Source organism: Sphingobacterium sp. E70 (assembly GCF_019285695.1).
GTDB classification, from domain to species: domain Bacteria; phylum Bacteroidota; class Bacteroidia; order Sphingobacteriales; family Sphingobacteriaceae; genus Sphingobacterium; species Sphingobacterium detergens.
The window spans coordinates 4,291,978-4,311,370 of the sequence record NZ_CP079104.1; the positions used below are offsets into that span (position 1 = coordinate 4,291,978).

Annotated in this window: 30 protein-coding genes and 2 pseudogenes; 15 read left to right on the forward strand and 17 right to left on the reverse strand. The window is 38.0% G+C overall.

Annotation, left to right across the window (positions count from 1 at the left end):
- Position 1: 1 nt before the first annotated feature.
- Together KUH03_RS30240 and KUH03_RS30245 are read right to left on the reverse strand one after the other, a co-directional pair.
- Positions 2 to 172: a LytTR family transcriptional regulator DNA-binding domain-containing protein gene (locus KUH03_RS30240; RefSeq protein WP_257097451.1), complete on the reverse strand. Its 171-nt coding sequence runs from the start codon at positions 170 to 172 to the stop codon at positions 2 to 4.
- A gap of 45 nt (positions 173 to 217) precedes the next feature.
- Positions 218 to 745, reverse strand: a complete 528-nt coding sequence (locus KUH03_RS30245) for a LytTR family DNA-binding domain-containing protein (protein WP_257088074.1) — start codon at positions 743 to 745, stop codon at positions 218 to 220.
- 215 nt (positions 746 to 960) lie between these two features.
- Here KUH03_RS30245 and KUH03_RS30250 point away from each other — a divergent pair, with 215 nt between their 5' ends.
- From KUH03_RS30250 to KUH03_RS30270, 5 genes are all read left to right on the forward strand, one after another.
- On the forward strand, positions 961 to 1,110 hold the full coding sequence (locus KUH03_RS30250) for a hypothetical protein (RefSeq protein WP_257088075.1): 150 nt from the start codon (positions 961 to 963) through the stop codon (positions 1,108 to 1,110).
- On the forward strand, positions 1,095 to 1,667 hold the full coding sequence (locus KUH03_RS30255) for a hypothetical protein (protein WP_257088076.1): 573 nt from the start codon (positions 1,095 to 1,097) through the stop codon (positions 1,665 to 1,667). Before KUH03_RS30250 ends, KUH03_RS30255 begins: the two co-directional genes overlap by 16 nt.
- A gap of 10 nt (positions 1,668 to 1,677) precedes the next feature.
- Positions 1,678 to 2,424, forward strand: a complete 747-nt coding sequence (locus tag KUH03_RS30260) for a DUF6882 domain-containing protein (protein ID WP_257088077.1) — start codon at positions 1,678 to 1,680, stop codon at positions 2,422 to 2,424.
- A 378-nt stretch (positions 2,425 to 2,802) separates the two neighbouring features.
- A complete protein-coding gene (locus KUH03_RS30265) occupies positions 2,803 to 3,015 on the forward strand; it encodes a hypothetical protein (protein ID WP_257088078.1) in 213 nt (70 codons plus the stop codon).
- Entirely contained in the window at positions 2,987 to 3,244 is a 258-nt protein-coding gene (locus KUH03_RS30270) for a hypothetical protein (RefSeq protein WP_257088079.1), read from the forward strand. The genes KUH03_RS30265 and KUH03_RS30270 overlap by 29 nt, the downstream gene beginning before the upstream one ends.
- Before the next feature lie 268 nt (positions 3,245 to 3,512).
- Here the strand turns inward: KUH03_RS30270 and KUH03_RS30275 are convergent, their stop codons facing one another.
- A complete protein-coding gene (locus tag KUH03_RS30275; RefSeq protein WP_257088080.1) occupies positions 3,513 to 3,638 on the reverse strand; it encodes a hypothetical protein in 126 nt (41 codons plus the stop codon).
- Between the two features lie 179 nt (positions 3,639 to 3,817).
- Between KUH03_RS30275 and KUH03_RS30280 the strand changes: the two genes are divergently transcribed.
- From KUH03_RS30280 to KUH03_RS30300, 5 genes and pseudogenes are all read left to right on the forward strand, one after another.
- Positions 3,818 to 4,222: a VOC family protein gene (locus KUH03_RS30280; RefSeq protein ID WP_257088081.1), complete on the forward strand. Its 405-nt coding sequence runs from the start codon at positions 3,818 to 3,820 to the stop codon at positions 4,220 to 4,222.
- 238 nt (positions 4,223 to 4,460) lie between these two features.
- Positions 4,461 to 5,408 (forward strand): TonB-dependent receptor, encoded by a 948-nt coding sequence (locus KUH03_RS30285; protein WP_257088082.1) that lies wholly within the window; start codon positions 4,461 to 4,463, stop codon positions 5,406 to 5,408.
- A gap of 5 nt (positions 5,409 to 5,413) precedes the next feature.
- Positions 5,414 to 5,671 carry a hypothetical protein gene (locus KUH03_RS30290; RefSeq protein WP_257088083.1) on the forward strand — a complete coding sequence of 86 codons (258 nt, stop codon included), beginning with the start codon at positions 5,414 to 5,416 and terminating at the stop codon, positions 5,669 to 5,671.
- The gene (locus KUH03_RS30295) at positions 5,620 to 6,087 is read left to right on the forward strand and encodes an outer membrane beta-barrel family protein (protein ID WP_257088084.1); all 468 of its coding nucleotides are present in this window, start codon (positions 5,620 to 5,622) and stop codon (positions 6,085 to 6,087) included. Before KUH03_RS30290 ends, KUH03_RS30295 begins: the two co-directional genes overlap by 52 nt.
- A 22-nt stretch (positions 6,088 to 6,109) precedes the next feature.
- Positions 6,110 to 6,898, forward strand: a pseudogene (locus tag KUH03_RS30300) (outer membrane beta-barrel family protein); the annotation flags it as partial.
- 70 nt (positions 6,899 to 6,968) lie between these two features.
- On the opposite strand, the gene KUH03_RS30305 reads toward KUH03_RS30300, so the two are convergent.
- Together KUH03_RS30305 and KUH03_RS30310 are read right to left on the reverse strand one after the other, a co-directional pair.
- Positions 6,969 to 7,586, reverse strand: a complete 618-nt coding sequence (locus tag KUH03_RS30305) for an HPP family protein (RefSeq protein ID WP_120258970.1) — start codon at positions 7,584 to 7,586, stop codon at positions 6,969 to 6,971.
- A 211-nt stretch (positions 7,587 to 7,797) separates the two neighbouring features.
- Positions 7,798 to 8,331, reverse strand: coding sequence for an N-acetyltransferase (locus KUH03_RS30310; protein ID WP_257088085.1), 534 nt, complete (start codon positions 8,329 to 8,331; stop codon positions 7,798 to 7,800).
- Positions 8,332 to 8,849: 518 nt separating this feature from the next.
- Here KUH03_RS30310 and KUH03_RS30315 point away from each other — a divergent pair.
- Positions 8,850 to 9,338: a hypothetical protein gene (locus KUH03_RS30315; protein ID WP_257088086.1), complete on the forward strand. Its 489-nt coding sequence runs from the start codon at positions 8,850 to 8,852 to the stop codon at positions 9,336 to 9,338.
- Positions 9,304 to 9,963, forward strand: a complete 660-nt coding sequence (locus KUH03_RS30320; RefSeq protein ID WP_257088087.1) for a DUF2931 family protein — start codon at positions 9,304 to 9,306, stop codon at positions 9,961 to 9,963. The genes KUH03_RS30315 and KUH03_RS30320 overlap by 35 nt, the downstream gene beginning before the upstream one ends.
- A gap of 194 nt (positions 9,964 to 10,157) precedes the next feature.
- On the opposite strand, the gene KUH03_RS30325 is transcribed toward KUH03_RS30320, so the two are convergent.
- On the reverse strand, positions 10,158 to 10,661 hold the full coding sequence (locus tag KUH03_RS30325) for a GNAT family N-acetyltransferase (protein ID WP_257088088.1): 504 nt from the start codon (positions 10,659 to 10,661) through the stop codon (positions 10,158 to 10,160).
- A 440-nt stretch (positions 10,662 to 11,101) separates the two neighbouring features.
- Here KUH03_RS30325 and KUH03_RS30330 point away from each other — a divergent pair, with 440 nt between their 5' ends.
- Together KUH03_RS30330 and KUH03_RS30335 are read left to right on the forward strand one after the other, a co-directional pair.
- Positions 11,102 to 12,058 carry a hypothetical protein gene (locus tag KUH03_RS30330; RefSeq protein ID WP_257088089.1) on the forward strand — a complete coding sequence of 319 codons (957 nt, stop codon included), beginning with the start codon at positions 11,102 to 11,104 and terminating at the stop codon, positions 12,056 to 12,058.
- Between the two features lie 181 nt (positions 12,059 to 12,239).
- Entirely contained in the window at positions 12,240 to 12,707 is a 468-nt protein-coding gene (locus KUH03_RS30335; protein ID WP_257088090.1) for a hypothetical protein, read from the forward strand.
- Positions 12,708 to 12,876: 169 nt separating this feature from the next.
- Here KUH03_RS30335 and KUH03_RS30340 read toward each other — a convergent pair whose 3' ends face one another.
- Positions 12,877 to 13,560 carry a YceI family protein gene (locus KUH03_RS30340; RefSeq protein WP_120258966.1) on the reverse strand — a complete coding sequence of 228 codons (684 nt, stop codon included), beginning with the start codon at positions 13,558 to 13,560 and terminating at the stop codon, positions 12,877 to 12,879.
- Between the two features lie 208 nt (positions 13,561 to 13,768).
- Between KUH03_RS30340 and KUH03_RS30345 the strand changes: the two genes are divergently transcribed.
- On the forward strand, positions 13,769 to 14,152 hold the full coding sequence (locus KUH03_RS30345) for a helix-turn-helix domain-containing protein (RefSeq protein ID WP_257088091.1): 384 nt from the start codon (positions 13,769 to 13,771) through the stop codon (positions 14,150 to 14,152).
- Between the two features lie 89 nt (positions 14,153 to 14,241).
- Here the strand turns inward: KUH03_RS30345 and KUH03_RS30350 are convergent, their stop codons facing one another.
- The 10 genes and pseudogenes from KUH03_RS30350 to KUH03_RS30390 form a co-directional block, all read right to left on the reverse strand.
- Positions 14,242 to 14,619, reverse strand: coding sequence for a GNAT family N-acetyltransferase (locus tag KUH03_RS30350; RefSeq protein WP_257088092.1), 378 nt, complete (start codon positions 14,617 to 14,619; stop codon positions 14,242 to 14,244).
- Between the two features lie 150 nt (positions 14,620 to 14,769).
- The gene (locus tag KUH03_RS30355) at positions 14,770 to 15,054 is read right to left on the reverse strand and encodes a hypothetical protein (RefSeq protein ID WP_257088093.1); all 285 of its coding nucleotides are present in this window, start codon (positions 15,052 to 15,054) and stop codon (positions 14,770 to 14,772) included.
- Positions 15,051 to 15,326 carry a hypothetical protein gene (locus KUH03_RS30360; RefSeq protein ID WP_257088094.1) on the reverse strand — a complete coding sequence of 92 codons (276 nt, stop codon included), beginning with the start codon at positions 15,324 to 15,326 and terminating at the stop codon, positions 15,051 to 15,053. Before KUH03_RS30360 ends, KUH03_RS30355 begins: the two co-directional genes overlap by 4 nt.
- A gap of 289 nt (positions 15,327 to 15,615) precedes the next feature.
- A complete protein-coding gene (locus KUH03_RS30365; RefSeq protein ID WP_373564854.1) occupies positions 15,616 to 16,473 on the reverse strand; it encodes a PA14 domain-containing protein in 858 nt (285 codons plus the stop codon).
- Positions 16,456 to 17,429: pseudogene (locus KUH03_RS30370) on the reverse strand (beta-N-acetylhexosaminidase); the annotation flags it as partial. The gene KUH03_RS30365 and the pseudogene KUH03_RS30370, both read right to left, overlap by 18 nt.
- A gap of 71 nt (positions 17,430 to 17,500) precedes the next feature.
- Positions 17,501 to 17,659 carry a hypothetical protein gene (locus KUH03_RS30375; protein WP_257088097.1) on the reverse strand — a complete coding sequence of 53 codons (159 nt, stop codon included), beginning with the start codon at positions 17,657 to 17,659 and terminating at the stop codon, positions 17,501 to 17,503.
- A complete protein-coding gene (locus tag KUH03_RS30380; RefSeq protein WP_257088098.1) occupies positions 17,656 to 17,898 on the reverse strand; it encodes a hypothetical protein in 243 nt (80 codons plus the stop codon). The genes KUH03_RS30375 and KUH03_RS30380 overlap by 4 nt, the downstream gene beginning before the upstream one ends.
- 260 nt (positions 17,899 to 18,158) lie before the next feature.
- Positions 18,159 to 18,467: a putative glycolipid-binding domain-containing protein gene (locus KUH03_RS49350; protein ID WP_373564855.1), complete on the reverse strand. Its 309-nt coding sequence runs from the start codon at positions 18,465 to 18,467 to the stop codon at positions 18,159 to 18,161.
- On the reverse strand, positions 18,410 to 18,709 hold the full coding sequence (locus KUH03_RS30385; protein WP_257088099.1) for a putative glycolipid-binding domain-containing protein: 300 nt from the start codon (positions 18,707 to 18,709) through the stop codon (positions 18,410 to 18,412). The genes KUH03_RS49350 and KUH03_RS30385 overlap by 58 nt, the downstream gene beginning before the upstream one ends.
- Before the next feature lie 20 nt (positions 18,710 to 18,729).
- Complete coding sequence (locus KUH03_RS30390; RefSeq protein ID WP_257088100.1) at positions 18,730 to 19,344, reverse strand: hypothetical protein; 615 nt, start codon at positions 19,342 to 19,344, stop codon at positions 18,730 to 18,732.
- Between the last annotated feature and the right edge of the window lie 49 nt (positions 19,345 to 19,393).

The following is a 19,393-nucleotide window of genomic DNA, read 5'->3' on the forward strand; positions in this document are numbered from 1 at the left end:
CTCATTTCTCTGGGAAAAGCTGGGTTAAAACTATGTTTTTCCGTCGAGACGAAATAGGTATCTCTTCCTTGTTTTTCAATACGATATACTCTGAACGGTTAACACCGGTTATATACTTACGGTTTACCAGATAGGACTGATGGGTACGTAGGAAATAGGGGCGGGTAACAATTCCTCATAATATTTCAGCGGTTTGGATATGAGCTCTTTGGAACCATCACTCAGAAAGAAAAAAAGTATATGGACCATCACCTTTGCAGTAGACGATTTCATGAACAGCAACGATACGCACATTATGAATGGATGTCAAAGCAATACTTTCGGGCAAATCACCGTGGTGCATTGCATTCTGTGCCATATTTAGCTGTTGCATCCATTGTGGATTATTATCACTGCGACGACGGTAGCGTTCTAATGCTTCTTTTAATTCAGTTTGGTCAACAGGTTTTAACAAGTAGTCCAGCGCACCATACTTGATCGCTTTGATCGCAAAATGATTATATGCGGTGATGAATATGACGTTTTGTGGGATAACATTGAGTTTTTTTAGAAGATCGAAAGCAGTACCATCCTTTAGCTGAATATCCATTAGGATCACATCCGGTTTCTTTTCTTCAATTAGTTTTACAGCAGTTCTGACACTGTCGCTCCAACCAATTAGTGCTGTGTCGGTTTCCTCTTGTATAAGGTAACTGATCTCCTTACGAACAGCGGGTTCATCTTCTATTATCGCTACTGTTATCATTTTTCAAACTTTTCTGTTCGGTAAAAATAATAATTGTGAGTAAAAAAATCTTATTCATTTAATATTTGTGCTGTTTTTTTCAATATATGATACAAATCACCAGTCGATATATTCAGTAATTTCACGAATCATAAACGATTTTGACGGATTGTAAATGCATAATTGGGTTGGTTATTGCATTCAGTATATTTGAGTTAAGCATAAAAATAGGTACTATGGAATTAGCGATTGAGATCAATAGCGCGAAAGATTTGGATGTTCTCAAAGATCAACCGATCGACCAGATTGAGAAATTGGAACTGTTTTTTTATACGAGCATTTCACTAAAATTTATTGAAAAAAAAGGAATTTGCGCAATTTATTAATTGCGGGAAGTGTTAAGGATTTATCCCCAATAGCCAATTGTAAGTCACTTAAGCAATTGTATATAAGTAATCGGGGAGCTGTGAATACATTGGATTTTGTACAGGGATTGGAGCTAGAGTCGCTGCGACTGGAAAGTTTTACTTCCAAAAGTGATCATTTAATCATTCCGCATCTACCTTCATTACGGAATCTCGAAATTTCCTCGGTATCAAAGATGGCTGATTTATCTTTTTTGCATGATTTTTCGGGATTGGAACGCATTGCTTTGTTTGAACTCAATTCAAAAAAATTAGTTGATTTTGCTAAATTGGATCAATTAGGTGAATTGAGGTTAACCAATATGTTTCATTTGAAAGGTCTGGCTGAGCTAAAGACAATTCCGAAATTGAATACGCTTTATATACATGAATTTTTTATCAATAAGAAAATCAAAATAGATAGAAAAAATGAGTTACTTAAAATAATAGCTGATTTAAAACAGATCGATGAAATCATACTGACAATTAACGGGGAGAGCTATAGAAGGGCTGAATTACTGGCTGAATTGAAAAATTAGAGAAACAATTATGGGATTTTTAAGCAAACTTTTTGGAAAGGGTACTAAAACAGGACAGGGTACCGAATCAGAACAAGGAGCTAAGGTAGAGCAAGACACTAAAGTAGAACAAGGAGCAAAAGTAGATCAAGTTACTACAGGAGCGGAACTTGGCGCTAAAGTGGAACAGGTTAGGTCTACAGAGAAGCCCGATGATAGCTTACCCTATCGCACAGAGAAGGAACTGATTGAAAGATTTGGTGGAATTGCCTTTGATAAGCAGTATGATTTTGCTACGGTCATCGGTAATAATAATTGGAATATAGATATGGGCAAAGAGGTGATTAGTTTTGAACCGAACCTTGATTTTCCGATCCAGGTCTTAGGGACTTTTTCGCATTCGTCCGAAACTTGGCTTTGGGCATGGGCAAATACCAAATCTGGTCTTTCTGAACATATTACGCAGCAAGCTCTTCAACTAAAAAAATATGGTGAAGAGCAAGAGATTGATCTTTTCAGCAATAGCAGCGTCGATTTTTCCAAAGATGAGTTGCACCGCATCGGTTTGATCGCTTCGGGAATGTTTGATGCGAGCGCTTATTATATTGCTGATTATGGACAGGGGGCAATGCTGGTGACGATCAAAAGTGATCTTGTAGACCGTCAACGTCAAGATGATCATCTTCGGATACTGTCTGTCTTCCCACAGTTAATTTCCCAATTTGAAATGAACCATAAGATTGCTTTGCAGTGGTATCTGGAAGAAAAAAAGTTATAAAATATCGGAACAGGAGCCCAGCTCATAGCAACAAAAGGCGGAGAAACGATCACCGCAGAGTTTGATGAGCTATCGCGTCTTACCAATCTCAAGGGTAGAAACGCTAACAGTTGAAACTGTTTAATGGAAAAATAAAAAAACTCTTGCGCTTAAACTATTGTTATATGAACTAGAATAAGACCGAGTATGGTCTGAGGATGAATTTTATATGAACGTAACAATCTGTTTGGTTAATATGATGATATATTTTATGTTTAAATTCATCTGGATAATGCATGATTTTATTTAATTGAATTTGGGATGGTAGTACGATTTTTTGTTTGTTTCTCTTTTATATTAAGCACAATTTGTTGTTTTGGTCAAATACATATAGACAAAATGCGAGCCGATTATGCCGCAGCAGTCAAAGATAAAAAACTCTGTGAGGCCAATTTGAAAACGCTAGAGGCAGCCGCAAATACGGCGACAGAAAAAGGCTATCTTGCTGCTTATGAGATTCTTTGGGCAAAGCATATGGGAAATCCTTTTCGAAGCTGGGCCAGTTTAAAAAAGGTAAAAATTATTGGAATCGGTTATCATCAAATATCCTGATAATATCGATTTACGCTTTATCCGTTGGAGTGTACAGACACATGCACCATCTTTTTTGAATTACAGTAAAGACCGATTGCGGGATAAAGAGTTTTTGATACATAACCTATATAAGTTGCCTAATCCAGAAGCCAGAAAAATAATTTATGTCTACCTGAAAGAAGCAAATAGCTATCTCAAAGGGGAACATATATTCTCCCAGGCAGACCTTGCCGAACTTTCCAAATAAGCTGATATAAGTTAACGAACGTGTTTGGTGCGAAGGGTTATGATGCCAAAGATGATCATGACGATGCTTATAGTGGAAAAGACTGCATATATAACAGTAAAACCATCACTTATACCGATACCTTCCTTGTAATATATTTCCATATGAGCAGGTACTTCTTGGGGGTTAATGCTACTTAAATCATTCACCAGACGAACTTGTTTTTGCTTATACTTGAATTGGAGGATCGGATAATGTACATATCCAAAACGCTTGCTTTTTACACTGTCTATCCAATGACATCAGCTTTAATTTTACTGCCAAAGAGCATCAGTTTGCTGTCTTTGGATAATCCGTATGCGAGAAATAAACCTAGCAAGAGCAAAATAACACCGAAAGCTATTATGATGATCATGTTTAATAATTAAATGATAACATTATACTTAACACTTAGACAAATATAACTTTTGTAGCTTCTCCTGCCAACTGATAGAGGATTTTGATCAGGGACGAATTTTATTGTCTTATGCTAAGATCTTTGTAAACCATAATGCGCAAGTTTGTGTTATCAATAGCAATTAAAAATTTAAAAAGATGAAACAGGTATTTATTAATCTCGCTGTGGCGGATGTAAACAAATCAATGGATTTTTATACTCAATTGGGTTTTGAAGTAAATCTACAATTTTGTGATGACGATGCTAAATGTATGGTCTGGAGTGAACATATTTTTGTCATGATCTTGACACATGATAAATTTAAATCCTTTACGAATAAACCCATAGCCGATACAAAAAGTCATATCGCTGGACTATTTGCGCTCTCCGTGGAGAGTCTGGATCGGGTAAATGAAATTGTTGACAAAGGGCTGGCAGCAGGAGGAATAGAGCCAATGCCAATGATGGATCATGGTTTTATGCAGTTAAGAAAGGTGGAAGACTATGATGGCCACACTTGGGAGATATTTTATATGGATATGAGTAAATTTCCAGGAGCTTAATATTTACATACGAAAGCAAATTTTTCGACCAGCCATCGTTCATCCATATTATCTGATCAATTAGTCAATTGTATGGCTGATGGACGATGGCAATTATTAAATCTCTACCCAAGAGAGAATGACCAAAGCTACTAATTTGATGATGAAGGTCGTTTGGCCTTTTATTCGCCTTATTCCTCATTAAAATTTTAAAAAGAACATAGTCTTATTGTTTTGTATTGTATTTAATCCAAACAATATGTTCCGTGTTTTGAAGCATTTTCCAATTGCAATTCTTTTTGTGTCTATCCTATATTTACCTTCTTTATATGCTCAGCATCAAGTTGGGAAAAATGCCGTTTATGAAATTAAAGGAAAAGTTGTCGATGCGAGCAATGCCCTTCCGATCGAACATGCAACAGTCTCTCTGATTTCTGCGGGAAAAGTTTTACAGACAGTCACTACCGATTTGAGAGGCGGATTTAAGCTCGTTATGCCGCAGACTGAGAGTCCAAGTATTTTGGTGACTTATGTGGGATATGAAAGTCACCTGTCTAAGTCGATAACTTCATCAAAGGTATTGGAGGTCAGACTTGTCAGTCAGTTTCAATCCTTGGAAGAAATTGTTGTGAAAGGGAAGCGAAATCCGATACGCTTTAAAAGTGATAAGCTGATCTATGATGCGGGCTCTGATATCAGTAATAAAGCCGGTTCGGCTGTAGATCTATTGCGGAAAGTTCCTCTGCTAACAGTAGGGAGTAATGGGGAATTGCGGATGCGCGGGAATACGAATATTAAAGTTCTGCTCAATGGTATCCCCTCTGGAATAATGGCTAAGAACTTGAAAGATGCCTTAAAAATGATTCCTGCAAGTTCTATTAAATCTGTTGAAGTAATTACTTCGCCATCTGCAAAATATGAAGCTGAAGGAGCTGCTGGTATTATTAATATTATCACAAAAAAATCCATCCGGGGAACACATGGAAGTTTGGATGTTAGTTTAGGTAACTTGGATCAATCTGGAAGTGGCTCTTGGGCTATGACTACTGAAAAGTTTGATTTCAATTTTAACGCAACGATGAATGCTGAACGAGAACGAAACAGGTCGACCCTGCAAAGAACCTCCTTATCCAATGGGGTATCGGTCGGAGAACTTTTACAGCACAATGATGCAACTGAAAAGGATAGGGGGCGTCTGCAAGTCTAGGATTTGTGTACCGCCCGGACAGCTCGCAAAAAATTGGCGCAGACCTGTCCTATTGGTATGGCAGTTGGCCTGCGCATAGTTCACTTTACAACTTGTTTCAGGATGAAAATACCTATGCTGAATATAATCAGTTTAGTCAGCAGCAGAATTCGGTAAAGTATTATGAACTCTCGCTGAATTATCTCAAAAATTTAGACACAAGTCACAGGAGTTGCAGATCATTGGGCTGGCCGCCCGATCAAACGATAGATCGGAATACATAACCAGTCAAAAAGAAATGTCCGGAGTAAGCTCTTTTAAGGAGAAAGGACCAAATAAAGGTGACTCCTGGGACTTTGATTTTCAGGCAGACTATACGCACCCGATAGATGCGACCGGGAAAAATGTCATTGAAACGGGAATGAAATTGAAGCGAAGTAATTCCAGTAGTCTTTATACCGTTTTCAATAATGAACATGCTCCGGGAAGTGAAGAGTTGGTCGAAATCCTATCCCGGTCGGATAAAATGGATTACTACAGTACGATATTGGCGGGCTATATGAGTTTAAAAATCGAAACCGATGATCAGTGGACAATTAGGCCCGGAATTCGTTTTGAAACAACAGTATTGGGGCTCATTTCAGGAGTTCCACACTTTCATTTAAATCTAAATTCGGCAACTGGGTGCCTACTCTGTTAGTCGCTAAAAGGTAAATGACCATCACGAACTCAAATTCGCTTATACAGAGCGGATACGTAGACCGTGGATATGGGATCTCAATCCTTATGTCAACGCCAGTGACCCGCGAAATCTGCTGTCGGGAAATCCGCTATTGCGACCTGAACGGATTCGCGTAGTGGAATTGGGACACAATTACAGTGCAGCATCTGGTTTTAATCTGAATAGTAGTGTCTATTATAGTACCAACAATAATTCGATAGAGCAGCTTACTGTCGTCGACAGTCTCGGAATTTCACGTACTACACCCAGTAATATTGCGACAAATAAACGTTTGGGTGCACAGGTCAATCTATCCATGGAACTGCAATCGAATTGGATGCTCAATGGTGGACTGGAACTCTATTATGTCTGGTTTAGGAGCCCAGCGTTACAGGTAAGGAATAGCAATGGGTTTTATGCTGCTAATCTCAGCAGTTCATATGGTCTGTCTAAAGGTTACAGTCTTCAGATTTCAGGAGACTATAGCAATGGTTATGTGACTTTGCAGGGACGGAATACGGCCGAATGGTCTTATCGATTTTCTGCTCAAAAGGAACTTTGGAATGATAGAGCCAGTATTGTGTTGACAGTAAGTAATCCGTTTCAACGAGCTATGAAACAAAGGAATATGGCGGTGTCGCCTTCATTCAGAAGTACAACATCCAACAATTATTACAACAGATCGGTAAGTCTTTCTTTTAGTTGGAAATTCGGTGCCGGCAGACAAAAAGAAGGAACAGCGGAAAAGAGTCCACGAGAAATGGAACATATCCCACATCGACGTAAATAATAATGTCTACGAATTAGCAAGATGGATATGCGTACTGTGGGAATAGTACGATAGAGTTAGCTAATTCAGATTAGGTTGATGTACCTTTGGTTCGTTCAAATCGTGATTTTAGATGTTGTCGCCGTGAACGCCGTAAACGTGATCTTTTAACAGGATAGTGCCGATTTTTGGTGATATTATTAAAAATAAGTGCTACTATAAATAAAATCAGGCAGCCGGAGAGTACGGGACTCAATACATACCAATACCCTAAGGAAGAAATTTTGGTTCCACTACTTACGGCGATTAGCGCGGTCGCTCCTCCCGGAGGGTGCAATGTGCGGGTATGTTGCATGCATACGATAGACAGGGCTACAGCAAAGGGGGCAGTGAGCCAGATGATATCGGGGAGTAGCTGTGCTACGGTAACTCCAGCTATCGCTGAAACCACATGACCACCGATTAAATTTCGAGGTTGCGCAAGTGGGCTTTGTATAGCTCCATAAACCAGGACAGAGGAGGCCCCAAATGATCCGATCAGAAACACATTTTCCAATGGTGGGAAATGAAGTGATTGAATAAAAGCGATGATAAATATGCCTACGAATGCACCGATAAAAGACCAGAAATGTTCCCAGGGATCTATTAACGTTTCCCGATAGATAACATATCTGTAAATACGGAGTTGCCGATGAAGTTGATTTTTCATGTTGATCTGTGCAAAAATAGGGAATTTTAAGAATTCCTTTTTAGATCTTTTATATTAATCTTTGTGGTATTTATAAATAAGATAGACTATCAAATTGTTCTGGGCTCTATTTTGCCCCATTTGTTGAGTTGACACTTTTGGTATTTTGGAAGAAACCAATATTTGAATAATAATGTTGATGTTTTTCAGGAACTAGATGTCGTAGATTAACCTAAACAAATTGAATATACATATGATAGTATTCCCCACCAACGAAAGGCATTTTGTTTCCTAAGGTGAAACCAAGGCGTTCATAAAGCTTCTTGGCATTCGGATTATCTAAATCAACCAATAGGCCTATTTGTTTGAAATCTTCATTTTTGGCATGTTTTATCGCATGTTTCAATAGCTCAGTTCCTACGCCCTGACCTCTGGCGGCAGTGGATACTGCAACAGAATCTATATAAAATTCCTGTCCCACTGTTTCCGGTTCAGGGATTAGGTCGTTTGCGTATTGTTTTTGGATGAGTTCCAGGATTGGTTGTCGTAGCGCAATAAAATGATCCCCATTATATCCCGTCAATGATCCCATGACATTGCCTTCGGGATCTACAGCAACAAAAGTATTTTCATGGCTATATAGATTTCCGGTCTGTTGAAAAGATCTGTTAAAAAACGAATTGCTTCTTTTTGTCTTCTTTTTGTATAAAACGAAAGATGATATCTTCCATCGCCTGTAACATGATTTCAGGTACAACTGCGGCATCCTGTTGTTGTGCGGGTCTAATCGTCAAATGCATAACTCGTATTTTCTATTTGTGGGCTAAGATAACAAAATGATCTGTTTTCTTTTTGAGCATTGCGAGCATGGAGCTCTTAAGAGGTTTGAAAAATAGAACGAATATGCATTGGTTTGCTTTGAATATGAATTGTTGTGTATTTATAATTTCATTTCTTATTACTTTTGAGTAAAGTTGTTCTTGTTTTTCAAATTGTGAATTTGAAGCAAAATGTAGACAGGATACTGCAATATATTATGATCAATAAATAGTAAAATCTATACATGGTTCTTAAAGCTACAATTTCAGCCTTTGTTGTGACTCTTTTGGGATTATTGGCAATGTTGTTAACACAAGATGCCGATATGAACTTGGTTTATGGGGCATTCTGTGTTTCTCCCTATTTTCTTGTAATTACCCTTATTTATTTTCATTTCAATAAGCTTCGGAAACGATTTGATGTATTTGACCAGCCCAGTATTGTCTTTGAGGGTATTTACAGTTTTTGTATTACTTTATATTTTCCACATTGTTACCGGTGTTGCTTTTTGTCAGTACACTAGGCGATGAATATGAACACAAGATTTATGCTGATCTAGGAGGAGTAATTTCTGAAATGTTCCCATTGATTTTAATTTTGAGTATTTTTTTGAGTTTATTCAGCAGCATTATGTTCGTTTGGGGCCTAAGATCGTGGACAGCGTTGATACTAACATTTTTGGGCAATATTTTAATCAGTGTGCTTGTGTCTATTTTTTCGACTGTTGGCCGTGAAGTTCGGGAAGCTGAACGGGAGCGACGGGATCAGGCAGATAATTTAAAAGAAGGTCGATTTGAATGGGCTGGTGCAATGAGTAGTCCAGCAGGTTATCCGGTACAACTCTACAAAGGGACATTCATCTTCCCGAAAGATGAGGATTATGAGTTTACATTTAGTGAGGGAAATACGGTGAATTATCATGGAAAATGGGGAGGCAGGGGCCGAGACCTATAAACGTATGATGTCATTGCCCAAAGCAATTGATGTTACCTGGTATTCGTTTTCAGAGAATGCGTTCTACCGATTCCATGATGCAATAGATTACAACAAATTGCTTACACTTTTTAAACAGCCTTATGTAGAAAGAAGGGCAACTAGTGATGTTGAGGAGCATTATAACAAGATTATTTTCGGGTTTGCACCCGCTGGGGGACTGGTGATATGGGCAGGAGGATCAGGATATCGTCAGGTCGAAATAGGTCAGTATCAGGCGAAGAAAATCGATATTGACCAGAAGGTTTCTGATAATAAGGAGATGGTTTATGGTGATTTATTTAATCAGGAGTGGCGCAATAAGGTTCTGACAGATACAATGATCGTTCCTTTGGCAATACAAATGGCAAAAAAAAATCAACCTGTTCCTGATGATTATTGGAATAAACTGGGCGTAGCTTATACTTGGAACCCAAAGTTTGTGATCGCTCCAGAAATAAAAACCTATGATGCTATTTTTCGGTATTTTAATGCTGAACGTTTTGTTTTCGATGAAAGAACACAAAATATAACAGTTGAAAAAGGGGAATTCCACAGCATATATACATCAAATGGTATGATAAAAATCAAAACCGTTGTGCTGTAAATTTTGAATTTGATGAAACGGATATTTTTAAAAAATTCAAGGCTTTTTTTGATCGCGATAAAAATATAAAGGCTGAAATGGAAATTACCATAGATACACAAAATGGCAGGGCGACAGCACAATTAAAAAATGCTGAACATCAGCTTTTGCTTATGGAAACCAAAATCATAGCATATGGTGAAAAGTTTTGATCTTTAGCTAGACCAGTTGATGTTAAAAAGTCTTTTGCATTTTGTAATTGACAATTTCAACGGCTGACCGAACTTGCACCTGTCTGGCAATTGTTGTAAAACCATTACGTTCAAAAAAGGTTTTGCCGTTTTACTGACATCTGCTGTTAATGTCTCTATATTTAAATATTTAGACTTATGCTCCAAGTGGTCATATAGCCGTTGTGCAATGCCCTGCCGTTGAAAATCTTTGTGTACGTATAACATATCGATATAGTTGCCATGATCCAATGAAGCAAAACCAACGATTTCTTTGTCTATTTCTGCGACAATAAAATACTGATTTATGATTAAGTTATTCCAACGGTCAACGTTATTGATCGAAGATTTCCATACCTCGATTTGTTCTGTATTATAATCAATCTGACATATTGAAGTAATAGTCCCAGCAAATAGCTCCTTTATTTGGGGTAATTCGCTTAATATTCCCTTTCGTATTGATATCTCCATATACAAAGATAAATACATTTGGATAATGGTATAAAAATAGATAGATGTACCACCAAATCTAAAAATAGGCGTAATGTGCTAATAATTTTTTAACAAAAAGAGATTGATCTCTTACGTGGATAAATTGTATATTTACGACAGTGAATCGGGGCCTATATCCTCGCTTTATGAGTCCATATTAACCATTTTGCTAAATAATTAAAAAGTCATTCCGATAACTATTGGCGCACCCAACTGTATTTTGGTAATGTCAGATTTTAATAGGGCTGATCTGGAAATTATATCTATTACGAGTTGGCCTGTTACCGTTAGCCATTTTAATAAAATTTGACCTTTTTAAAAATGAAAATTTATTTATTTTGTATGTTGTTCAGCTATTCTGACGATAAAAAGTACGAATATAGCCGTTGGGCAATCTATAGAAAAAAATAGCGCATATTGAAGACCCTGTTCTTCAGTTGGAAGCTGTCCTCCAATTTCCAGCTAACTTTGGGAAGGATACAATTGCATTGAAAAATGCACTAGATCCTGTTTTAAAGCTCGCTAATAAGAAAAATAATAGTATACTAAAATGGGGATACTATATGCGTATGGCAGATGGGTATTCGATTGCGTTTGATCGGACTAATGCTGTTTCTGATCAATATTATCGGCTTGCGGAGCAATTGCTTCAAAAGCATCCCAATATTGAATTGGAAATGATAGGCTATGCACGACAAGGCTATTATAACTATGTTTATCGGAAGGTAAAGGAAGCATTTCCATTCTTCTTGCGTGCAAATGATTTGAAATCCAAAATTGACATTAAAAAAATACCATTGGTAGTTAAGCATTACCAGTTCATCGCGAATTTTTATAGTTATATTGGAGATCATAGTATAGCTGTTGATTACTTACAGGAAGCATTACCTTTTTCGAAAGCAGCATCAAGAGAACGTGTGGATCTAATCAATGCTATTGCCGTGTATCTAGCAAATGATTCGCTTAATCATCAGGCTGCCACTTATTTCAATCGGGCGATGACGGAGGCAAAATTGGCTAAGGATTCGGTATGGATTGGCATTATCTCAGGTAATCTAGCCGATCAGGCCTGGAAAACAGGCGATCGGCAAAAAGCGATTGCCTTAGTTCAGAAGAACATCGATCTTTCTATGCGGTTTAATGAACGAAAGGATGCCATGCGAGCAAACCTTAATCTGGCAAGGTGGTATATTGTGCTTCAGGAATGGAAACTGGCCAAGCAATATGCTGTAACCAGCATAAGCCTGATGGAGGAAAAGCCCTATTTCTTGAAATATAAGATGGAGGCCTCAAAATTGTTATCTGATATTGCTCGTGGTTTAAATCAAAAGGAGGAAGAACTCAAACAATTACATGTCTATCTGATATTAAAAGATTCATTAGAAAAAGAATAAATGATAAAGAGATTCAAAGGTTTCTTTGGCAAAGGGAGACTGAGCGATATAATCGAACTATCCAATCTGCTGAGGAAAAAGACTTCACACCAAACGGATTTATCAATTTGTTGGGCTCTGTTTGATTTTGGTGTTTGCGATTGTATTGCTCTTAATAAACAGATCCAAAGCAAAAATCAAAATGAGAAATGCCCTTCTTGAAAAGGATCGGCTCAAGCTAGGTTACGAGAAGCAATTACTCGATCAGGAGCTTTTGATTTTAAAAGATTCTCTTGGTGAATTTACCAATACGATCAAACAAAATGATACAACTATTCAACAGCTCCGACAGGAGATTGTGAAGGTGTCAGTGCAAAATCCTGCTTACATGGCTCAGGTTTCCGACAGCTTAAATGCAATGTTGCAGACACATATCATGACCGATGAACGATGGCTAAAATTCAAGCATGTTTTTGACAAAGTCCATCCGGGTTATTTAGCACAAATGAAACAAAACTATTCAAAAATAACAGATAACGATCTGCGCATACTTGCTCTACAAAAATTGGATCTAAACAACAGTAGCATGAGTGAACTACTCTGTGTATCTACCGAAGCAATCAAAAAAGCAAAACAGCGTCTAAAGAAGAAAATGGAGTTGCGAGATTAGGAGATGAATCCACATGAATTTAATGCGATGTGCCTGATCAGGATGGGTAATAATACGGATTTGGTAGGTTAAAGATACAAATAGGGAAAAGAGTAATCAAGTTGGCTTACAGAAGAGCCAACTTGATTATAGCCAGAATTCTAGAAGGCTGTATCAGCCATCAGAAATTTTATTTTGCGTTTTTCGCTGTAACATTAAGTTCAATGTCAACATTTTGTGCGATCATCCAATCTTGAGGGTTACCTTCGGTACCATAAGTAAGTCCCCAATCTTGTCTTTGGATCGTAAATTTAGAGTAGAAAGTAACTTCTTCGCCATTGAAAGTAATTTTGGCAGGAAATGTTACGTTTACTGTTTTGTCTTTGATTGTCAAGTTACCACTGACAGTGTTTGTGGCATCAGCAACAACGCTTTTTCCTTGAGCAGCATCAAATGGAGCAACTTTGGTGATTTCAAATTTAGCTGTAGGGTATTTCGCTGTATCAAAGAAGTCCGCACTTTTCAAGTGTGCATCCAAATCTGTTGATTTTTTACCGCCTGCAGTAGTAGGATCTACAGAAGCGCTGTCTGTTACAATTGAATTGACGTCAATGGTGAAAGATCCACCAGTGATAGCATTGTTTTCAGCTGAAAGTGTACCATCACTTTTTAAGACACCATATCTTGGATTCAAACCACCTTTGTGGTAACCTGTCCATTTTAATGTACTTTTGTCAGCCTCTACAGTATAAGTCTGTCCTTTTTGTTCAGTCACTTCTTGCGCTGATGTTGTTTTGGCTTTGTCTCCAGTTGCATTTTGACATGAAGCGAATAACAAAATAAGGGCTAAACCCGAGATTAATTGTTTTTTCATTTTTAATCGTTTTATTTTTTAATAAGATGTTTGTATTGTTCTGTATCGTCGGCATCAATCATGCCATTTTAATTTATGAATACAAAGGTAGATGATAGATAGTTTATTTTTGGTATTAGTTTCCTTAAAGAAACTACTTTCCAAAAGATAGTGCGCTGTGACGCTGTAATTCAGTATTTTTGTAATCAATAGAAGGAGATCAAGTAAAATGAAAAAGGAAGCACTATCAAGTTCCTCCACCGGCTGTAAAACGCGGATATTGGCGATAAATGACAGCATGGAGATTTTGGCAGGTAAATGGAAATTCCACATTATTGGGACATTAATGCTGTTTGAAAAGCTACGTTTTATGGAATTGTTGCGGGAAGTTGATGGGATCGGGGCAAAGATGCTGTCCAAAGAACTGCAAGATCTGGAAATGAACCATCTTATCAGAAGAACCGTCTTGAATACCAAGCCGCTTACTGTGGAGTATGAACTTACTGATTGTGGTAAAACATTAGGTCCCATTATTGATGAAATAGCTAAATGGGGTATCACTTACAGAAGCACACTTTATCAAAAAGACGGGACTAACTCAGCTGCTATATAGGAGGTTTTATATCCGCAATAGGTTTTCAATCGAGTGAAATGATTATTGTGAGCTTATCTCCGAAATCAGATCAGATTTGTGTTAAAGTTCTAAGCGGTAGTACAATGAGTAACCAGTTGTGCCGTCCAGCCAATGTACGAGTTCCCGGTGACTATATTCGAAACCTGCGCGTAGGATCGCTTTTTTGAAATCGTATTGATTTCCCGATGACTGATGATGAGCCGTTTGATCTGCTGTGTATTGACCCAGGTCATTCTAATTTTGTACAAGAGGCTTGAAAGCCCTTGTCCACGATGTTCAGGGCGAATAAAAGATTGCCCAAAATATGCTTCAGTATCGTTTAATAATAACATACTGGTCATCCCGATCAGGTCGTCTTTTTGAAAAGTCCAAAGACAATCCGGGGATATTTTATACGCTCTTGCCAGTCCAAATCGGAGAGATCGCTTTCTGCTGGATTGCTCCATCGAAATAAGGTGGGCTCCGTTTGAATTGCTTCTAGACGAATTGATTTATAATATTCAAATTCGCTTTCCAATAACTGACGAATAGAATAGGGTCAGACTCAAGTGTTAAAGGCTGAATAGACATGTATTAATTTCTAAATTTTCGAAAAGCTAGTTATTTGTCAACACATTAATGATGTTTTTTCGATATTCCTGATCTTTTTCCCTTAATTCAAGAATTCTATTTTTGAGGTCGATATTCACATACCATTCTGCATAACTATCCTTTTCGTTTGTATCGTCAAAGAAAATTTTGGTTTTTATATACTCTTCGTCAAAATACTCCGGCTGGCCGCTAAGTACAAATGCTGTGGAACCTATAGTGTCAAGCATCTTGAAAGAACTGGCTTCAGTTTTAAACAAGGTACTTAAAGCCCTAGTGAAATTATCACTCAATTCCCTATGGAATAAAAGTTGACCCCTTCTCGATAAAATCTTTTCTTGTCTACTTCTGTGTTGACGATACCTAATTTCATATCGCGTCGAAATGAAACTTCTATACCGACTGTTTCTTTGCCCCAAAGACCCTTTGCCTGGATAATATGATTTAGGTTTTCATCCTCCCAGTTTTTGGTTATCGTTAGTTGCAAATCAACAAAGTCCTGGTCCTCACTGACATCAATCTGCTTTAAATTATGTTGTCCTTTTAAGAAATTTAAAAAGCTCATATAGTCTTGTTAATATATTTTTGAGCTGATCTTAACAAATTATCTTGGTTGTATCTGGTTCAACCAGATGGCTTTTTATTCGTCATTATCACAACTCTGGCTAAGTAAAATAAAGATAGCAAAAGTTTTGATTGTGCAACAATACAACGATAGATAATACCAAAGATTTTGATGTAGATCCGAAGCTGAATCTTTTTCAGTTTCTATAGAAAGGAGAATAGGAGTAAGATGATAGAATGGAAGGTATGATTTAGGCTGTCCCTTTTTATAGGAGGAACAGCCATGACGTCTAATTTTTTCGGAATAGATTTTCGTCGGGTATGTCGATAACTTTGGAACCGTTAACACGATATTGAAGTTTCAAGGTAAAACCACCGCCCGCTTCTATAAAATCGATGCTAATCGGATGATATCCTTTTTCTAAAGCAATCTGTCCACTTTTCATAATTGGAGCATGTTGTCCGTCGTTGTCTACGACCACTTGATCATGTATACGTAAAACTCCACCGTCATCGCAAGTGAAATAGAAATTATAGATCCCCTTTTCTTTCACGTATAAATAGCCCTTAATTTTCGCACCAAAAGAAGGCATTTTAATCGTATCGCTCAAATGGATATTCTTGATAATCTCTTGGCGTACCGCTTTGCCTGTTATTGCTCCTGTGTTTGCAAATGTTCCGTTAAATAGGGTTGCGGTCAATCCTGCAGGCATATTCTTTACATCTTCGGTAACACCATTTTTCCAGGTGTCTTTCTTGAAATTTACTTGGTACAACTCGCTTTTCGCTCCCGAAGAGGATATCGTTGCGAAACGTATGGCACCTTCGTTTTTGACAATAAGTGAATCGCTTAATACTGGGCTTTTCTGAGTTGGTAGACTACCATCAATGGTATAATGTATCGCATTTTCCGGGAGTTCATTTTCAATTTTCAGCGTGGATCGTCCATCAACGATGACCTGGTTATCGGCAAAGCCATTTAAATCTGGCATACGGTAACGTAGCCCCATTTTGTTCCAGAGCCCAAAATGAGCGATTAATCTATTTCTATAGCTTTCATATAGCGATTTGTTGGTCCAGACCCGCTCTGCCAATGCGCTCAATCTTGGCAGAATCATAAATTCTAACCGAGCTGTCGATGGGATCATTTCTGTCCATATATTTGCCTGCGCGCCCTGAACTAAATTTGATTTGTTGCCTGGGATATCGGATGGTATGACAGACATGTTATACACGGCATCCAAGCTGCTACTATTGGGTAAGTAGTCAAAATACAAAGGGTTTGTAGGTGTCATGATAAGACGGTGACCACGATTGACTGCTTCACGAGGTGCATTTTTACCCATCCCCGCCAATACATAACTGTCATCGATGTATCCGAACCACCATCAAGTATTTCATCCCAGCCGATGCTGCGTTTGTTTTTCGAACGTATGAAGTTATTAACGCGTTTTACAAAATAACTTTGTAGGTCATGTAGATTGGCTATGTCTTTCTCCTTCATAAACGCTGTGGCCATAGCTGAATTTGACCAGGAATCTTTTTCCACTTCGTCAGCACCAATATGAATATAAGTGGACGGAAAAAGCTCGATGACCTCACTAAGTACATTTTCTATGAATGTATAACTACTTTCTTTCCATGGACTGATTGGTACTGAGAACTGTTTTCCCCAGCCTGCAGTTTCACTGTCCAGGACTAGCTCGGGATAGGCTTTGGTCGCGATCATCATGTGTCCGGGCATATCTATCTCAGGTATAATCTCGATATGTCTGCTCGATGCATAGGTGACGATATCTCTGATATCCTGTTGTGTGTAAAATCCACCATACTCTTCTCGTCCATTATTGATACGTTTGTGCTCGCTGGGTAGATTGAAATCGGGGTTATCTTTTGCTTTGGCCAAACATGCTGAATCTTGGTTATTATACGTTCTCCAAGCACCTTGTGAAGTAAGTTTTGGGTATTTTTTTATCTCGATGCGCCAACCTTGATCATCTGTGAGATGCAAGTGAAGCTTGTTGAATTTATAGGACGACAAAAGATCGATAAACTTGTATAAATAATCTTTTGAGAAGAAGTGCCGTGCTACATCTAATTCCACACCGCGCCACTGAAACGCCGGCTGATCCTTAATTGACAGATAGGGCAAACGAATACTGCCATTGGGTTTTGCTAAAAGATACAGCTGTTGTATTGTTTGTAGCCCGTAAAATAGCCCTTGATCCGAAGATGCAGAAATCTGTATTCCTTTTTATCAATCGTTAACTCGTAACCTTCCTTGGAAAGACCATTTTTTTTTATCAATCGTAGTGTTGCATCAGCATGTGTCACCTTCTTTTAGGAATCTTCCCGAATAACGATTGACGTACCCATTGGTCTAGAGAGTTTGAGGAGATGTCGGAATCAATCGTATAGGAGAGTTCTCCTTGGCTATTTGAAAGAAACCCGTAGATGATTCCAGTTGTTCGGGAAAAGGGATCAGCTGGGGATATGATTTTTTCTTGCGCATAACTTGTACCGGGCCAATAGAAAGCAGACAATAGCAGGAGCAGTGAAATAGCTTTATACATAAAGTTTTTTTGTTATTTCTTAATAATTATGTGTTTAGGAGCTTGCCAAATAGAATTTGTCGGTTTAGCATGAAAAACTCGGAACCAATATAGAAATATTTTATGTAAACCGAGGTAATAAAAATGTATGCTAGTGGCACTGTTATCTAGTAGCACAGCTGTAGAGCCTATACACATACCGATTTGTTTTTTGATTAGAAAAATCGTTAGGACAAGGTTGAGGGAAGGCTTGTGTTGATTTTATTTCGGGATGATTGAAATTAGTTTCCAGCTATCTTTTTAAATAAACCGGGATAGTTTAGGACCAGTCCGTTCTCATCCACCTGGATACGAGCTGTAAAATCACTGACGATATTTTCATACAGATATTCGTGTAAATCTGTCCTTGTATAACGTTGCCGGACAGGTGTGATGTCGTTGTTAATTAGGTCGATATAGATGATATCTATTTCTTGTGAATCACCAATTTTAAGCTGTAGATTGTTTATTGGTAGCGTGTTTGTAAAGGGAGTTAAAGAGATATCAATATATTGAAAACCCTTAAAGTCTGGATTGTCGAAATGATTGATTTCCCAGTTGGTAGTTGTTTTTTTCCGGTTAGGGTGTTTTGGGTCATATTGACCTCGGAATCAATAAGAAATTTCTCGACCTCCCACTGTTTGTTTATCATCAGTTGATAGGCGACCGAATAAATTTTCTTTTGATAGGAACCTATAATTTTTGATACTACAACATAATGGTCATTATTTTCCTGTATATTGAAATACTCCAGGGAATGGAAAGCGACTCCCTGCCATAATACTGTTTTCATCTGATCGTTATATTAAGTAATTATTTAACGGGCAATAGATGTTGTCGTTGTTCTTGTTCGACCTCGTTCTTGACTCGTTGGTTGATATTGATTTTTGCATGGATGAAGGTGAAAATCACAGTTCCATATTCTCTTGCATACTCGTTGGTAATGGAATCTGAGCGTATAGATTGTACAAAATAGGGAGCGGTTTCATTCATTTCAGATTGGTTTTCCCATGAATTCTTTATACGAATCAAGTTGCGGAACTCATGGCTGAAATCAAACCAGTTGATGTAGTCTGCATTGAAGGTGACTGCACGGATTCCTCGTTTGGAATAATAATTTATCGCGCCCGCCTGACCATAGTTATCACAAAGGACGAGTGTATTTTGTGGATTGGGAATTTTGCCATAAATGTCATCTACTTTTTGGGCGAGCTCCCGCCAGCCTAGCATATCCGCAAAATCTTGTGGAAGTTGATGGTCCTTACCATCTTCCCAGGTCAACATTCCAATTTTGCGGTATTTTTCGGGATGGTTCGCAATATATTGTGGGCTCTTGTTGGGGAATGTCAGCAAATAAACAGGAATAAAGAAAACCAGAGGTAGAGCAATTAAAAGAGGTTTTAGAATTCTTTCAGCCTTGTTCTCCAAAAGTGTTGAAATATAGACTGCACCAAAAGCAAAATAAATGGGATAGATA

What these genes read in the sequence shown, in the direction of transcription:
- KUH03_RS30320 (WP_257088087.1), top strand. Translation starts at nt 9,304, where the DNA reads ATGGAAAATGGGGAGGCAGGGGCCGAGACCTATAAACGTATGATGTCA.
- KUH03_RS30335 (WP_257088090.1), top strand. Translation starts at nt 12,240, where the DNA reads ATGAGAAATGCCCTTCTTGAAAAGGATCGGCTCAAGCTAGGTTACGAG.
- KUH03_RS30245 (WP_257088074.1), bottom strand. Translation starts at nt 745, where the DNA reads ATGATAACAGTAGCGATAATAGAAGATGAACCCGCTGTTCGTAAGGAG.
- KUH03_RS30265 (WP_257088078.1), top strand. Translation starts at nt 2,803, where the DNA reads ATGCGAGCCGATTATGCCGCAGCAGTCAAAGATAAAAAACTCTGTGAG.
- KUH03_RS30250 (WP_257088075.1), top strand. Translation starts at nt 961, where the DNA reads ATGGAATTAGCGATTGAGATCAATAGCGCGAAAGATTTGGATGTTCTC.
- KUH03_RS30325 (WP_257088088.1), bottom strand. Translation starts at nt 10,661, where the DNA reads ATGTATTTATCTTTGTATATGGAGATATCAATACGAAAGGGAATATTA.
- KUH03_RS30275 (WP_257088080.1), bottom strand. Translation starts at nt 3,638, where the DNA reads ATGATCATCATAATAGCTTTCGGTGTTATTTTGCTCTTGCTAGGTTTA.
- KUH03_RS30350 (WP_257088092.1), bottom strand. Translation starts at nt 14,619, where the DNA reads ATGGAGCAATCCAGCAGAAAGCGATCTCTCCGATTTGGACTGGCAAGA.
- KUH03_RS30365 (WP_373564854.1), bottom strand. Translation starts at nt 16,473, where the DNA reads ATGATCCCATCGACAGCTCGGTTAGAATTTATGATTCTGCCAAGATTG.
- KUH03_RS30260 (WP_257088077.1), top strand. Translation starts at nt 1,678, where the DNA reads ATGGGATTTTTAAGCAAACTTTTTGGAAAGGGTACTAAAACAGGACAG.
- KUH03_RS30385 (WP_257088099.1), bottom strand. Translation starts at nt 18,709, where the DNA reads ATGAAAACAGTATTATGGCAGGGAGTCGCTTTCCATTCCCTGGAGTAT.
- KUH03_RS30345 (WP_257088091.1), top strand. Translation starts at nt 13,769, where the DNA reads ATGAAAAAGGAAGCACTATCAAGTTCCTCCACCGGCTGTAAAACGCGG.
- KUH03_RS30310 (WP_257088085.1), bottom strand. Translation starts at nt 8,331, where the DNA reads ATGCCGCAGTTGTACCTGAAATCATGTTACAGGCGATGGAAGATATCA.
- KUH03_RS30285 (WP_257088082.1), top strand. Translation starts at nt 4,461, where the DNA reads ATGTTCCGTGTTTTGAAGCATTTTCCAATTGCAATTCTTTTTGTGTCT.
- KUH03_RS30340 (WP_120258966.1), bottom strand. Translation starts at nt 13,560, where the DNA reads ATGAAAAAACAATTAATCTCGGGTTTAGCCCTTATTTTGTTATTCGCT.
- KUH03_RS30305 (WP_120258970.1), bottom strand. Translation starts at nt 7,586, where the DNA reads ATGAAAAATCAACTTCATCGGCAACTCCGTATTTACAGATATGTTATC.
- KUH03_RS30360 (WP_257088094.1), bottom strand. Translation starts at nt 15,326, where the DNA reads ATGAGCTTTTTAAATTTCTTAAAAGGACAACATAATTTAAAGCAGATT.
- KUH03_RS30380 (WP_257088098.1), bottom strand. Translation starts at nt 17,898, where the DNA reads ATGTATAAAGCTATTTCACTGCTCCTGCTATTGTCTGCTTTCTATTGG.
- KUH03_RS30280 (WP_257088081.1), top strand. Translation starts at nt 3,818, where the DNA reads ATGAAACAGGTATTTATTAATCTCGCTGTGGCGGATGTAAACAAATCA.